The 14,998-nt window shown below is 66.4% G+C and carries 11 protein-coding genes and 1 pseudogene; 6 read left to right on the top strand and 6 right to left on the bottom strand.

Annotated elements, in window-relative coordinates:
* Positions 1 to 6 precede the first annotated feature (6 nt).
* From glxR to gcl, 3 genes are read right to left on the bottom strand one after another with little or no spacing between them, the layout of a single operon-like run.
* Positions 7 to 921, bottom strand: a complete 915-nt coding sequence (gene glxR, locus ACTPOI_RS23180) for a 2-hydroxy-3-oxopropionate reductase (protein ID WP_440113328.1) — start codon at positions 919 to 921, stop codon at positions 7 to 9.
* A gap of 50 nt (positions 922 to 971) precedes the next feature.
* Entirely contained in the window at positions 972 to 1,751 is a 780-nt protein-coding gene (gene hyi / locus ACTPOI_RS23175; protein WP_440113325.1) for a hydroxypyruvate isomerase, read from the bottom strand.
* Positions 1,752 to 1,792: 41 nt separating this feature from the next.
* The gene (gcl, locus tag ACTPOI_RS23170) at positions 1,793 to 3,583 is read right to left on the bottom strand and encodes a glyoxylate carboligase (RefSeq protein ID WP_440113322.1); all 1,791 of its coding nucleotides are present in this window, start codon (positions 3,581 to 3,583) and stop codon (positions 1,793 to 1,795) included.
* A 166-nt stretch (positions 3,584 to 3,749) separates the two neighbouring features.
* Here gcl and ACTPOI_RS23165 point away from each other — a divergent pair, with 166 nt between their 5' ends.
* Positions 3,750 to 4,667: a LysR family transcriptional regulator gene (locus ACTPOI_RS23165; RefSeq protein WP_094286849.1), complete on the top strand. Its 918-nt coding sequence runs from the start codon at positions 3,750 to 3,752 to the stop codon at positions 4,665 to 4,667.
* Between the two features lie 105 nt (positions 4,668 to 4,772).
* Here ACTPOI_RS23165 and ACTPOI_RS23160 read toward each other — a convergent pair whose 3' ends face one another.
* Together ACTPOI_RS23160 and ACTPOI_RS23155 are read right to left on the bottom strand one after the other, a co-directional pair.
* Positions 4,773 to 5,306 carry an MOFRL family protein gene (locus ACTPOI_RS23160; protein WP_440113453.1) on the bottom strand — a complete coding sequence of 178 codons (534 nt, stop codon included), beginning with the start codon at positions 5,304 to 5,306 and terminating at the stop codon, positions 4,773 to 4,775.
* A gap of 120 nt (positions 5,307 to 5,426) precedes the next feature.
* Positions 5,427 to 6,112, bottom strand: a pseudogene (locus ACTPOI_RS23155) (DUF4147 domain-containing protein); the annotation flags it as partial.
* 216 nt (positions 6,113 to 6,328) lie between these two features.
* Here ACTPOI_RS23155 and ACTPOI_RS23150 point away from each other — a divergent pair.
* The 4 genes from ACTPOI_RS23150 to ACTPOI_RS23135 all read left to right on the top strand — a co-directional run bounded on the left by ACTPOI_RS23150 (position 6,329) and on the right by ACTPOI_RS23135 (position 12,538).
* The gene (locus tag ACTPOI_RS23150; RefSeq protein ID WP_094286845.1) at positions 6,329 to 7,660 is read left to right on the top strand and encodes a C4-dicarboxylate transporter DctA; all 1,332 of its coding nucleotides are present in this window, start codon (positions 6,329 to 6,331) and stop codon (positions 7,658 to 7,660) included.
* Complete coding sequence (locus ACTPOI_RS23145; protein WP_440113318.1) at positions 7,657 to 8,343, top strand: GntR family transcriptional regulator; 687 nt, start codon at positions 7,657 to 7,659, stop codon at positions 8,341 to 8,343. Before ACTPOI_RS23150 ends, ACTPOI_RS23145 begins: the two co-directional genes overlap by 4 nt.
* 207 nt (positions 8,344 to 8,550) lie before the next feature.
* Positions 8,551 to 10,038, top strand: a complete 1,488-nt coding sequence (locus ACTPOI_RS23140) for a nucleobase:cation symporter-2 family protein (RefSeq protein WP_440113315.1) — start codon at positions 8,551 to 8,553, stop codon at positions 10,036 to 10,038.
* 193 nt (positions 10,039 to 10,231) lie between these two features.
* Entirely contained in the window at positions 10,232 to 12,538 is a 2,307-nt protein-coding gene (locus tag ACTPOI_RS23135; protein ID WP_252661906.1) for an NADP-dependent malic enzyme, read from the top strand.
* A 68-nt stretch (positions 12,539 to 12,606) separates the two neighbouring features.
* Here ACTPOI_RS23135 and ACTPOI_RS23130 read toward each other — a convergent pair whose 3' ends face one another.
* Positions 12,607 to 13,425, bottom strand: coding sequence for an HDOD domain-containing protein (locus ACTPOI_RS23130; protein WP_094286837.1), 819 nt, complete (start codon positions 13,423 to 13,425; stop codon positions 12,607 to 12,609).
* Positions 13,426 to 13,882: 457 nt separating this feature from the next.
* On the opposite strand from ACTPOI_RS23130, the gene ACTPOI_RS23125 reads away from it, so the two are divergent.
* Positions 13,883 to 14,914, top strand: coding sequence for an ABC transporter substrate-binding protein (locus ACTPOI_RS23125; protein ID WP_094286835.1), 1,032 nt, complete (start codon positions 13,883 to 13,885; stop codon positions 14,912 to 14,914).
* Positions 14,915 to 14,998 lie beyond the last annotated feature (84 nt).

Here is a 14,998-nt window from a genome sequence, read left to right as displayed (position 1 = left end):
GCCTGGTCAGGCTGGCGATGCCTGCCCCATCTCAAAATTCGCCATCTTCTCCAGCGCCCGCACCATCGCCGAGTGGTCCCAGCCCTGCCCGCCATGGGCGACGCAGGCATTGAACAGCTCCTGCGCCATCGCAGTATTGGGCAGCGGCACGCCCAGCGCCCGCGCGCTCGACAGCGCGAGGTTCAAATCCTTCTGGTGCAGCCCGATGCGAAAGCCCGGCTCGAATTTGCGTTGGATCATGCGCTCGGCATGCACCTCCAGGATCTTGGACGAGGCGAAACCGCCCAGCAGCGCCTGGCGCACACGCGCCGGGTCGGCGCCCGCGCGGGCGGCAAAGAGCAGCGCCTCGGCCACGGCCTCGATGTTCAGCGCCACGATGATCTGGTTGGCCACCTTGGCGGTCTGGCCGTCGCCGTTGCCGCCCACCAGGGTGATGTTCTTCCCCAGGCGTTCGAACAAGGGCCTGATGCGCTCGAACACCGCCTCGGGGCCACCGACCATGATGGACAGCGTGGCGTTCTTGGCGCCCAGCTCGCCGCCCGAAACGGGGGCATCCAGGTACTGCGCGCCAGCGGCCTCGATGCGGCGCGCGAAGTCCTTGGTGGCCACGGGCGAGATGGAGCTCATGTCCACCACCACCTTGCCCACACTCCCTTTCAAGCCTTGCGCCACGCCATCGGCGCCGAACAGCACCTTCTCCACATCGGGCGTGTCGGGCAGCATCAGAAAGACGATGTCGGCCCGCTCGGCCACGCCGCGCGCCGTGGTGCACTGCGTGGCGCTGCTCTCGGCAATCTGCGGCGCCACGCGGCCCCGGGTGTGCACATACAGCTGGTGGCCCGCAGCGATGAGGTGGCCGCACATGGGCGCGCCCATGATGCCCAGGCCGATGAAACCGAGTTTGAGGGGGGTGTCGGTCATGTTCTTGTTCTCCTTGTGTGGTGGTGATTCGTCGATTCGTGGGTTGTGGCTCATGCGGTGAGCGCCGTGCGCCACCCCAGGCCGATTTCCGTGGTGCGTGCAGGCCGGTACTCGCAACCCACCCAGCCGTCGTATCCGATGCGGTCCAGATGCGCGAACAGGTAGCGGTAGTTGATCTCGCCCGTTCCCGGCTCGTTGCGGCCGGGGTTGTCGGCCAGCTGCACGTGGCCGATGCGTTCCAGGTGCTTTTGCAGCGTGGCCGCGATTTCGCCTTCGGTGCGCTGCGCGTGGTAGATGTCGTACTGCACAAAGGCGTTGCTGGCATCCACTTCGTCCAGGATGCCCAGCGCCTGGTCCGTGCGGGTCAGGTAGAAGCCCGGGATATCGAAGGGGTTGATGGGCTCGATCAGCAGGCGCAGCCCGGCCGCCCTCAACTCCGTGGCCGCGAAGCGCAGGTTCTCGACCAGGGTGCGGCGCAGCACCGCAGCATCCACCCCCGCAGGCGCCTTGCCCGCCAGGCAGTTGAGCTGCGGCACGCCCAGCGCCTGGGCATAGGTGATGGCCTGTGCCACACCGGCGCGAAACTCCACAATGCGTGCCGGGTCGCAGGCAATGCCGCGCTCGCCAGCAGCCCAGTCGCCTGCGGGCAGGTTGTGCAGCACGATCTGCAGTTGGTGTTTGTCAATGCGCGCGCGGATGTCCTCCGCCGCAAACTCGTATGGAAAGAGGAACTCCACAGCCTCGAAGCCGGTGCGCGCGGCGCGCTCAAAGCGGTCGAGAAAGGGAACCTCGGTGAACAGCATGCTGAGGTTGGCAGCAAAACGGGGCATGAAAAGTCTCCGGTAACACGAGGGGGAAAATGCGGCTCGCCTCAGTCCAGCAGGGCCAGGGCAGTGGGTGCGTCGGTGGGCTGCGTGGCCAACTCCTCAAACTCGACGATGTTGTCGATCTCGGTGCCCATGGCAATGTTGGTCACCCGCTCCAGGATCACCTCGATGACCACGGGGGTGCGGTGCTCGGCCATCCAGGCCTCAGCCTGGGCGAGGGCGGGCGCGAACTCCTCGGGGCGGTGCACGCGGATGGCCTTGCAGCCCAGGCCCTCGACCACCTTCACGTGGTCCACGCCGTAGCCACGCGCCACCTCGCCTTCGGCCATGTTCACGTTGTCGAACGCGAGCTGCACGCAGTAGTCGATGCTGAAGGTGCGCTGCGCCTGGCGGATCAGACCCAGGTAGCTGTTGTTGACCAGCACGTGGATGTAGGGCAACTTGAACTGCGCGCCCACGGCCAGCTCTTCGATCATGAACTGGAAGTCGTAGTCGCCCGACAGTGCCACGATCTTGCGCGCCGGGTCGGCCACGCGCACGCCCAGGGCGGCGGGCACCGTCCAGCCCAGCGGGCCGGCCTGGCCGCAGTTGATCCAGTGGCGCGGCTGGTACACATGCAGAAACTGCGCGCCCGCGATCTGCGACAGGCCGATGGTGGATACGTAGCACACGTCCTTGCCCAATGCGCGGTTCATGCACTGGTACACACGCTGCGGCTTCATGGGCACGCTGTCGAAGTGGGTCTTGCGCAGATAGTCCACGCTGTTCTTGCGGCCCTGGCACTCGGCCGCCCAGGCGCTGCGGTCGCGCAGCTGGCCCACGGCCTTCCATTCACGCGCCACCTCCACAAAGAGCTTGAGCGCAGCGCCCGCGTCGGAGACGATGCCGAAGTCGGGCGCAAACACGCGGCCGATCTGCGTGGGTTCGATGTCCACATGTACAAACTTGCGGCCCTTGGTGTAGACATCGACCGAGCCCGTGTGCCGGTTGGCCCAGCGGTTGCCGATGCCCAGCACGAAGTCGCTGGCCAGCAGGCTGGCATTGCCATAGCGCTGGCTGGTCTGCAGGCCACACATGCCGGCCATGAGCGGGTGGTCGTCGGGGATGCTGCCCCAGCCCATGAGCGTGGGGATCACCGGCACGCCCAGCACCTCGGCAAACTGCACCAGCAGGTCCGACGCATCGGCGTTGATGATGCCGCCCCCCGCCACGATGAGCGGGCGCTCGGCGGCATTGAGCATGCTCAGTGCCTTCTCGATCTGTGCGCGCGTGGCGGCGGGCTTGTAGGGCACCAGGGGTTCATAGGTGTCGGGGTCAAACTCGATCTCGGCCAGCTGCACGTCGATGGGCAGGTCGATGAGCACCGGCCCGGGTCGGCCGGAGCGCATGAGGTGGAACGCCTGCTGGAACGCCTGCGGCACCTGCGCGGGCTCCAGCACGGTGGTGGCCCACTTGGTCACGCTCTTGGCGATGCTCGCAATGTCCACAGCCTGGAAGTCTTCCTTGTGCAGGCGGGCGCGCGGCGCCTGGCCGGTGATGCACAGAATGGGAATGGAGTCCGCACTGGCCGAGTACAGGCCAGTGATCATGTCGGTTCCTGCGGGGCCGCTGGTGCCGATGCACACACCGATGTTGCCAGCCACAGCACGCGTGTAGCCCTCGGCCATATGGCTGGCGCCCTCCACATGGCGCGCCAGGATGTGGCCGATGCCGCCATGTGCCTTGAGCGCCGCATACAGCGGGTTGATGGCCGCGCCGGGCACGCCGAACGCGACGCTCACGCCCTCTTTCTCCATCACCTTCACGGCGGCCTCGATGGCCTTCATTCTTGCCATTGCACATCTCCTTCGGTTTGCGGTCGGTTGAATCGGTTGGATGGGGCAACTCTAGGCAAGCACCCTCTGCGGCGGAAGGCGGCGGCAGACCATAAAATTTATTCCACACAGGAATAAGCCATGGCGCACGCCCGCGCCACCATGCACAACACAGGAGACAACCACGATGGACCGGCTCGATGCCATGGAGATGTTTGTGCGTGTGGTGGAGACCGGCAGCTTCACCAAGGTGGCGCAGGAGTTCGCCACCACGCAGCCCACGGTGACCAAGCAGGTGGCAGCGATGGAGGCACGCCTGAAGGTGCGGCTGCTCAACCGCAACACGCGCGGCGTGAGCCTGACCGAGCCCGGCGCGCTGTACTACGAGAAGTGCAAGGCCATCGTGACCGACGTGGCCGAGGCCGAGAGCGTGGTGCGCGTGCGCCAGACGCAGGTGCACGGGCAGCTGCGCGTGGGCAGCTCGGTGGCCTTCGGGCGGCGCGTGGTGGTGCCGCTGGCGCTGGAGTTCATGGCGCAGAACCCGCAGGTGCAGCTGGACCTGAGCTTCGAGGACCGCTACACCGACCTGGTGGCCAATGGCATCGACGTGGCGATCCGCCTGGGCAAGCTGGCCGACTCGGCCCTGGGCGCGCGCACGCTGGGCATGAACCCCTGGGTGCTGGTGGCCTCGCCCACCTACCTGCGCCGCCACGGCACACCGCGCAGGCCGTCGGACCTGAAGGACCATTCAGCGCTGATCTACAGCAGCGTGCAGGGCAACGACCTGTGGCGGCTGCGCAATGCGAGCGGCGAGGCGGTGTCGGTGCCCGTCACGGGGCGGCTGCGGTCCAACAACCTCTCTGCGCTGCTGGCGGCGGCGCGCGCCCACATGGGCATCGCGGCGCTGCCGCACTATGTGGCGGTGGATTCGCTGGCGGCCGGGCGCGTGGTGGAGGTGCTCAAGACCTGCCGCCTGCCCGAGCAGGAGATCCACGCCGTGTACCCCTCGCCCCGCCTGGTGCCGCAGAAGGTGCAGGCGTTCGTCGCGTTTCTGCAGGGGCGGTTTGCCAAGGACTGGTGGGAGGAGAAGCGGCCATCGCCCTGAGCCGGACACCACCGGGCGTGGCCCGCCCCAGCGGCGTGCCTGGTGCTACAGAAGAAGAATCCCAATAAAAACAGGCGTCATCGCTTATCCACTATGGATTTACAGCTACAAAATCAGTAGTGCACGAAAGTCATTGACGTTGGTGTGCGTGGGCCCCGTGACGACCAGGTCGCCCAGCGCATCGAAGTAGCCATAGGCATCGTTGCGGTCCAGGTGGTCCGCGATGGACAGGCCCTGCGCCGCAGCACGCGCCAGGGTGTCGGGTGCCACGCGGGCACCGGCGTTGTCTTCCACGCCGTCGATGCCGTCGGTATCGGCCGCCAGCGCCCACACGCCCGCCTGGCCTTGCAGCGCCTGCGCGAGCCCCATGCAGAACTCCCCCGCCCGGCCGCCCCGGCCCTTGGCGGCACCGGGTGCGCGCGGGCGGATGGTGACGGTGGTCTCGCCGCCCGAGAGGATCACGCAGGGCCGCGCAAACGGCTGGCCATGCCGCGCCACGGCCCGTGCCAGCGCGGCGTGCACCTTGCCCACCTCGCGCGACTCGCCTTCGATCTCGTCGGAGAGGATGTACGCCGCCACACCGGCCGCACGAGCGGCCTCGGCGGCGGCCTGCAGCGACTGCTGGGGTGTGGCCGTCATGTGCACCACATGGTTCGCAAACACCGCGTCGCCGGGTTTGGGGGTTTCCAGCGTGCCTGCCTCCAGTGCAGCGCGCACTGCGGGGGGCACGTCGATGCCATAGCGCGCCAGGATGGCCAGTGCTTCGGCGCAGGTGGTGGCATCGGACACGGTGGGGCCACTGGCGATCACCGAGGGGTCGTCGCCCGGCACGTCACTGATGGTGAGCGTGACCACGCGCGCAGGGGCACAGGCCGAGCCAGCCGCCCGCCCTTGATGCGCGAGAGGTGCTTGCGCACGCAGTTCATTTCGTCGATGGCGGCGCCGCTCTCCAGCAAGGCCTTGTTGATGCGCTGCTTGTCTTCGAGCGTGAGCCCGTCTGCCGGGAGCGTGAGCAGGGCCGAGCCCCCGCCCGAGATCAGGCACAGCACGAGGTCGTTTTCGGTGAGGCCCTCGGTGAGCGCCAGGATGCGCTCTGCGGCCGCCAGCCCCGCCGCATCGGGCACCGGGTGCGCGGCCTCGACCACCTCGATGCGCTGGTGCAGCCCCTCGGGCCGGGGCGGCGTGTGGTGGTAGCGCGTGACGACCAGGCCCGACAGCGGCGCATCGGCCGGCCACAGCGCCTCCACGGCCTGGGCCATGGCGCCACCGGCCTTGCCTGCGCCCAACACCAGGGTGCGGCCGCCGCTTTCGGGGCTAGGCGGGGCAGGCAAGAAGGCTGCCGTGTTGTGCAGCGGCAGTGCGCGCCGCACGGCCACGCGGTAGAGGTATTCGAGGAAATCCCCGCTCTGGCGAACAGGGTCGGGCACGGCGTCGGTGATGGTCATGGGAAGGTCTCCGCGGGCGATTGTGGGGCCATGGCCACCCGCACAGCAGTGCACCAAAGTCAAAACTACTTCAACCCATGCAGGGGATGGCAACACGCCACGGCGGCGACCAGCACGGGATAACCCCATGTTCTGGCCCTCAACATTTGTCTACATTTCTTGTATGCAAGATTGGTTGCAGCGCACCTCCATCCTTTTTCTCAGCAAAGGGTTCCCATGCTCCGCTTCTTCAACTCCCTTTTCGGCCGGGTGATCCTGGCCTTGATTGCCGGCGTGGCCATCGGGCTGCTCTGGCCTGACACGGCCGTGCAGCTCAAGCCACTGGGCGACGGTTTCATCAAGCTCATCAAGATGCTGATCCCGCTCATCGTGTTCTGCGTGGTGGTGCATGGCATTGCGGGCACGGGTGACTTGCAGCGTGTGGGGCGTGTAGGGGTCAAGTCGCTGATCTACTTCGAGGTGGTCACCACCATCGCGCTGGTGCTGGGCCTGGTGCTGGCGTTCTGGTTCGAGCCCGGCGTGGGCATGAACGTGGACCCCAAGGCGCTGGACCCCAAGGCCATGGGCGCCTATGCCGAAAACGCCAGCAAGCTCACCGGTGGCGGCTTCAGCGACTTTTTGCTCAAGCTCATCCCCACCACGGCCGTGAGTGCGTTTGCCAACGGTGATGTGCTGCAGGTGCTGCTGTTCTCCATCGTGTTCGGCTGCGCACTGGCGCTGATGGGCGAGCGCGGGGCGCGGGTCACGGGCCTCATCGAAGACCTGTCGCATGTGCTGTTCAAGACCATGGGCCTGATCATTAAGCTGGCGCCGCTGGGCGTGCTGGGTGCGATCGCGTTCACGGTGGGCAAGTACGGCATCGGCTCGCTCAAGCAGCTGGGCATGCTGGTGGTGCTGTTCTATGCGGCGGTGGTCATCTTCGTGGTGGTGGTGCTGGGCCTGATCATGCGGTTCTCGGGCTTCAGCCTGTTCAAGCTGCTGCGCTACCTGCGCGAGGAGCTGGCCGTGGTGTTCGCCACCACGTCGTCGGACAGCGTGCTGCCCCAGATCATGGCCAAGCTCAAGCACATGGGCATCCGCGATTCGACCGTGGGCCTGGTGATCCCCACGGGCTACTCGTTCAACCTGGACGCGTTCTCGATCTACATCACGCTGGCGGCCGTGTTCATCGCCCAGGCCACCAACACGCCCATCACGATGACCGACCTGCTGACCATCCTGGCGATCTCGCTGGTCACCTCCAAGGGCGCGCACGGCGTGCCGGGCTCGGCCATCGTGGTGCTGGCCGCCACGCTGCACGCCATTCCGGCCATCCCCGCCATCGGGCTGGTGCTGGTGCTGTCGGTGGACTGGTTCATGGGCATTGCCCGCGCATTGGGCAACCTGATTGGCAACTGCGTGGCCACCGTGGCCATTGCCGCGTGGGAGGGCGACATTGATCGCGACCGCGCCCATGCAGTGCTGGACGGGCAGAGCCTTCCCCCCTTGCAGCCCCCGCTGCAACCATCGCCTGCGCAGCCACAACCCGCGCCACAATCGGCCGCATGAGCACCAACCAGACCCAGATCGCCCAGCAGGTGGTGGAATCCATCCTTGCGCAAAAGCTCTCACCCGGCGAGCGGTTGGGCGAGCAGGAATTGGCCGACCTCTTCGGCGTGAGCCGCACCCTGGTGCGCGAGGCGCTGATGCAGCTGCAGGCCCGTGGTTTTGTCGAAGTGCGCCCGCGCCGGGGCTGGTATGTGGTGGAGCCCTCGGTGGACGATGCGCGCGATGCATTCTCGGCCCGGCGCATCATCGAGTCGGGCATCCTGGCCGATGCCGGGCGCCCGCTGCAGGCGGTCATCCCCCGGCTGCGCGCCCACATTGCCGACGAGCAACGCGCCATCGAAGGTGCTGATGCCGCCACGCGCGCCTTCCTGCTGGCCGACTTTCATGTGTGCCTGGCCGAGGCCATGGGCCACCGCAGCCTGAGCGACATCCTGCGCGACCTCACGGCGCGTACCACGCTGGCAGCATCGCTTTACCAGTCGCGCCACGAAGCCAGCCAGTCGTGCGCGGAGCACGAGTCCATCGTCGAGGCGCTGGAGGCAGGCAACGCGGCCTTGGCCCGCGAGCGCCTGCTGGCCCACATCGGCCATGTGGAAGCCGCACTCAACCCCGGCCAGCCGCTGGTGCGCGACCGCCTGCGCGAATCGCTGGCCCCTTTGGCGGCGCCACGCGGCCCCACCTGACCTACCCGCAGGCACCGAGTCGGCCCCAGCGCCCCTGGTCTTCCCCTCTACCGCCTGGCGCGCTGGAGGGCGCTGCTGCTGCACCTAGGGTTTACCGGGATAAGCCGTTTCGCATATTTTGTATACGATTTTTGTATGGACTGCTGTGCACCATATTGCACACAGCTCGCCGCCCCCTCCCTCAGGCCCCGTACAAAAGGAATTCCCATGACCCCACCCGTGCATCCCGTGGACGAACACCTGCCCCTGGGGCGCCTCACGGCGCTGGGCCTGCAGCATGTGCTGGTGATGTATGCCGGTGCGGTGGCCGTGCCACTCATCGTCGGGCGCGCGCTCAACCTCACGCCCGACCAGGTGGCAAAGCTGATCTCGGCCGACCTGTTCGTCTGCGGCCTGGTCACGCTGATCCAGGCGCTGGGCGCTTCGCAGTGGTTCGGCATCCGGCTGCCGGTGATGATGGGCGTGACCTTTGCATCGGTGGCGCCCATGGTGTCCATGGCGCAGAGCACAGGGGGCACGGCCGGGGCCGGGCTGATCTTTGGCTCGGTGATTGGCGCGGGGGTGATCTCCATCCTCATCGCGCCCCTGGTCAGCCGCATGCTGCGGTTCTTCCCGCCGGTGGTCACCGGCACCATCATTGCGGTCATCGGCATCAGCCTGATGCGCGTGGGCATCAACTGGATTTTTGGCAACCCCGTGGGGCCGACCGCGCCCAATGTGGTGAACCCCGAACACATCAAGTGGCTCAGCGAGATGCAGTCTGTGGCCGGGGCGCCTGGCTCGTCGCTGCCGCCCGTGCCCAAGGGTTTTGCGGTGGTGCCCACGGTGCCCAATCCCAAATACGCCGACCTCACGGGCGTGGGCATCTCGGCCGTGGTGCTGGTGTCCATCCTGCTGATCGCCAAGTTTGCCAAGGGCTTCATCGCCAACATCTCGGTGCTGCTGGGCATCGTGATTGGCGCGGTGATTGCGGTGGCGATGGGCCTGATGTCGTTCGAGAAAGTGGCCAAGGCCCAGTGGTTTGACCTGGTGCTGCTGTTCGAGATCGCGGGCCCGGTGTTCGACCCCATCCTGATCCTGACCATGACGCTGGTGATGATCGTGGTGATGATCGAATCCACCGGCATGTTCCTGGCCCTGGGCGAGATGACCGACCGCAAGATCGAGCAGGCCGACCTCACACGCGGCCTGCGCACCGACGGCCTGGGCACGCTGCTGGGCGGCATCTTCAACACATTCCCATACACCAGCTTTTCGCAGAACGTGGGCCTGGTGGCCGTCACGGGCGTCAAGAGCCGCTTCGTGTGCGTGGCCGGTGGCGTGATCCTGATCGTGCTCGGGGTGCTGCCCAAGATGGCGGCGCTGGTCGAATCACTGCCCACCATGGTGCTGGGCGGCGCAGGCCTGGTGATGTTCGGCATGGTGGCCGCCACCGGCATCCGCATCCTGGGCGGGGTGGACTTCAAGCACAACCGCTTCAACGCGATGATCGTGGCCGTGTCGATTGGCGTGGGCATGATCCCGCTGATTGCGCCCAACTTCCGCCAGTGGATGCCGCATGCGATCCACCCCCTGATCGAATCCGGTATCCTGCTGGCCTCGATCACGGCCGTGGCCCTGAACGTTTTCTTCAATGGCGCCAGCCGCGACACCTCCGCCGCTGTCAACGCCGCACGCCAGGCCGACGCCCACTAGCATCCCGCCTGCCCGCTGCCTTGAGAAACCCCTGCCACGCCCGCGTGGCCCTGCCCCCTGCATGCATGCCGACTTCCCCCGGCTGCCAGGGGGTTTTGGCTTCATGCCGCATCCGCATAAACCGGCATGCCAGCCCCCCACGCCATCGGGTACCCTTGTTTTGCATTCCGCCGAGGACTTCCAGGATTTCCGTATGACCCAGAAACTTTCCGCCGCCGAAGAATCGCTGCGCGACGCTGCGCGCGAATACCACCGCAACCCCGGCCGGGGCAAGATTGCGGTGACACCCACCAAACCTTTATCCAACCAGCGCGACCTGTCGCTGGCCTACTCGCCCGGCGTGGCCTACCCCTGCCTGGACATCCAAGCCGATCCGTCCAAGGCATTCGACTACACCTCGCGCGGCAACCTGGTGGGCGTGATCACCAATGGCACGGCCGTGCTGGGCCTGGGCGATATCGGCCCGCTGGCGGGCAAGCCGGTGATGGAAGGCAAGGGCTGCCTGTTCAAGAAGTTCGCGGGCGTCGATGTGTTCGACATCGAACTGGCCGAGCGCGACCCGGACAAGCTCGTGGAGATCATCGCGGCCATGGAGCCGACGCTGGGCGGCATCAACCTCGAAGACATCAAGGCGCCCGAGTGTTTCTACATTGAGCGCGAACTCTCCAAGCGCATGAACATCCCGGTGTTCCATGACGACCAGCATGGCACGGCCATCATCAGCAGCGCAGCGCTGCTCAATGGCCTGGAACTCGTGGGCAAGCAGATCGACCAGGTCAAGATTGCGGTGTCGGGCGCAGGGGCTGCGGCCATTGCCTGCCTGAACGTGATGGTGGGCCTGGGCGTGAAGGTGGAGAACATCTTTGTGTGCGACTCCAAGGGCGTGATCTACGAGGGCCGCCCCGGTGGCTACGACGAATCGAAGGCGCGCTATGCCCAGAAGACCGACGCCCGCACGCTGGCCGATGCGGTCAACGGCGCCGACGTGTTCCTGGGCTGCTCGGCCCCCGGCGTGCTCACGGCCGAGATGGTCAAGACCATGGGCCCCAAGCCCATCATCCTGGCGCTGGCCAACCCCGAGCCTGAAATCCGTCCCGAGCTGGCCAAGGCCATTCGCCCCGACTGCATCATCGCCACGGGCCGCTCGGACTACCCCAACCAGGTCAACAACGTCCTGTGTTTCCCTTACATCTTCCGCGGCGCGCTGGACTGCGGCGCGACCAAGATCACCGAAGCCATGAAACTGGCCTGCGTGCGCCAGATTGCGGACCTGGCCAAGGCCGACATCAGCGAAGAAGTGGCCAGCGCCTATGCAGGCAAAGAGCTGACTTTCGGACCCGACTACCTCATCCCCACGCCGTTCGACTCGCGCCTGATCCTCAAGATCGCACCCGCCGTGGCCAAAGCTGCAGCGGAATCGGGCGTGGCCACGCGCCCCATCGAGGACATGGAGGCCTACAAGGAGACTCTGTCGCGCTTCGTGTACCAGACCGGCATGCTGATGCGCCCCGTGATCAACGCGGCCAAGGCCCTGCCCGATGCGAAAAAGCGCGTGGCCTATGCCGACGGCGAAGACGAGCGCGCGCTGCGCGCCGCACAGATGGCGATCGACGACAAGATCGCCCAGCCCATCCTCATCGGCCGCCCCGCCGTGATTGCCGCACGCATTGCCAAGGCCGGCCTGCGCATGCAGCTGGGCAAGGACGTGGAAGTGTGCAACCCCGAGGACGATCCACGCTTCCGCCAGTACTGGGAGCATTACCACAGCCTCATGAAGCGCAACGGCGCCACCCCTGAGGTAGCCAAGGCCGCAGTGCGCCGCTCCAACACCATCATCGCCTCGCTGATGGTCACGCTGGGCGACGCCGACGCAATGATCTGCGGCCTGGTGGGCACGTATGAGACGCACCTGGAGCGCATCCACAGCATCATCGGCCGCCAGGAGGGCGCTCGCGACTACGCCGCGCTCAACGCGCTGATGACCAACCGGGGCACGCTGTTCATTGCCGACACCTATGTGAACGAAGACCCAACTGCGCAGCAACTGGCCGACATCGCCTGGATGTCGGTGCAGGAGGTGCAGCGCTTTGGCCTGCCGCCCAAGGTGGCGTTTCTGTCGCACTCCAGCTACGGCTCGTCCAAGCGCGCCTCGGCCCGCAAGATGCGCGAGGCACGCGATCTGTTCGTGGCCGCCCACCCTGAGATCGAGTGCGATGGCGAACTGCACGGCGACGCCGCGCTGGAGCCCAACATCCGCAACGCCTACATGGCGGACTCCACGCTCACCGACTCGGCCAACCTGCTGATCTGCCCCAACCTGGATGCGGCCAACATCCTCTACAACGTGCTCAAGACCACCACCAGCGGCGGCGTGACTGTGGGCCCCATCCTCATGGGCGGCGCCGCCACGGCGTACATCCTGACCCCTGCGGCCACCGTGCGCCGGGTGTTCAACATGACGGCCCTGGCCGTGGCCAGCGCTGCTGCACGCGCGGGCTGACGGATAGCGTTCATCGCGCTATGCAAAAGAAAGGCCCCTCGGGGCCTTTCTTTTTGGGTGAGACGGCTTTAACGAACAGAGACATCCACATAGTCAGCCACCGGCGGCAGGTGCTCGGCCAGCCAGTGGGAATCGAGCTGCAGCGCCTTCTTGATCTCGGCGGGCAGGCTGGCAATGGTGTCGGCGGGCGACATGGGCTCTTCCAGCCCGATCTCGGCCAGCAGCGTGGCCACATGCAGGATCCCGCCCAGGCGGCAGAACGGGGTGGCGGCCACGGGGTCTTCGGCCGTCTCCAGCGCCCGGGTGATGGTGTCGGGGAAGCGCCAGCGCCGCGCCAGCTCGGCCGTCACCTGTGCCTCGGTAAAGCCCAGCAACGTGCGTTCACGCTCCCAGCGGCCGCCCGCGTGGTGGGGCAGCTGTTCGATGGCCGGAATCTGCTCGGGTGCCTTCTGGGCAATGATCAGCTCACCGAGCCGCACCAGGAAACCTGCGAGCCACGACTCCTGCACGTTGGAGCCCAGCGTGCGGGCCAGCCACTGCGAATAGCCCGCAATGGCCATACTCTCCTTCCAGAACGCATCGGCATCCACCCCGGGCGCGTCCTTGAACACGCCCGACATGCACGACGCCAGCGCCAGCGTGCGCACCTGGTTGAGCCCCACCATGGTGATGGCATCGTCCAGTGACGCCACCTGCCGGGGCAGGCCAAAACGCGCGCTGTTGGCCAGCCGGATCAGCTTGGCCGTGAGGGCCGGGTCTTTGGAGATCGCCGCCCGCACCCTTTCGAAAGGGATGTCATCGTCCTTCATGGTGGCGATCAGCTCGCGCGCCACGTCGGGGATGGTGGGTAGTTGCACGTTCTCGAAAAAAGCCTGGATGTCCGCCATGAGAAGCCCTCCCAAGTGCTGGTATGGATATGGATGTGGATGCCGGTGAATCGATCGCCAAAAAATGGGTACAGGGCAGTTGTTGTACCACCGGCGCACAGGCCTGACCTGCGCGTTTGCACCTAGGCGCGGCACCGATGGGCTGCGGCGTTGCCGCGCCCACTGCAGGCAACGGCCACAGCCCCCATGACGCTATCGCCCAACGCCCCCGCCCACCTGCCAAAACCCCTTTGCACCATTTCGGGAAAGCCTGTAGAACCGCATGCACCAAACTGGCGAACAATAGCCCGCACTCTCTCCCCGCCGCAGTGAAACCAGGCATCGTTTTTGCTGACTGGATCACCATAGCGTGGTAACGAACCATTGGGGCGCCCCGTGCTTCGGCTTTTGCTTTCGCCTGTGCCCCCGCTGTCTGTTGCTCCCACTTTTCCCGCCGTCTTCTGACAGGAACCTATCCATGAAAAAACGCACCCTCCTGCAAGCCGCCCTTCTGCTCGCCACCGCCAGCACCTTCAGCACGGCCCAGGCCCAAGCCACCACGCCCATCAAGTTCCAGCTCGACTGGCGCTTTGAGGGCCCCTCCGCCCTGTTCCTGCAGCCCGTGGCCAAGGGCTACTTCAAGGCGGCGGGCCTGGATGTGGCGGTAGACGCAGGCAACGGCTCCGGCGGCGCGGTGCAGCGCGTCGCCTCGGGCACCTACGACATGGGTTTTGCCGACCTGGCCGCCGTGATGGAGTTCCATGCCAACAACCCCGACGCGCAGAACAAGCCCGTGGCGGTGATGATGGTCTACAACAACACGCCCGCCTCGGTCATGGCGCTCAAGAAGAGTGGCATCGCCAAGCCCGCCGACCTGGCCGGCAAGAAGCTGGGCGCCCCCGTGTTCGACGCAGGCCGCCGCGCGTTTCCCATCTTTCAGAAGGCCAACGGCATTGGCGCCGTGACCTGGACCGCCATGGATCCCCCGCTGCGCGAAACCATGCTGGTGCGCGGCGATGTGGACGCTATCACCGGCTTCACCTTCACCTCGCTGCTGAACCTGGAAGCGCGTGGCGCCAAGGCCGCCGACGTGGTGGTGCTGCCCTATGCCGACTTCGGCGTAAAGCTGTACGGCAACGTGATCATCGCCAGCCCCAAGCTCATCAAGGAGAACCCGGCCGCCATCAAGGCCTTCCTGTCGGCCTTCGCCAAAGGCGCCAAGGAGGTGATCGCCAACCCCGCCGCCGCCATCGAGCATGTGAAGGCGCGCGACGGCATCGTGAACGTGCCGCTCGAAACCCGCCGCCTTCAGTTGGCCATCGACACCGTGATCAACAGCCCCGACGCGCGCGCCGAAGGCTTCGGCAAGGTGGTGCCCGGCCGCCTGTCGCTGATGGCATCGCAGGTGTCTGACGCGTTCAACACCAAGACCCGCGTGAACGCCGACGATGTGTGGAACCCCAGCTTCCTGCCCAGCACAGCCGAGCTGAACATTCTGCCGAAGAAGTGACACCCCCTGAGTCGCTTCGCGCCTTCCCCCTCTCTCGACTCGCTGCGCGAGTCGGGAGGGGGACGCCCCCGGTGCACGCCAGCG

The sequence above is a fragment of the Acidovorax sp. BL-A-41-H1 genome, assembly GCF_051942715.1.
This window is presented reverse-complemented; position numbering and strand designations above follow the sequence as displayed.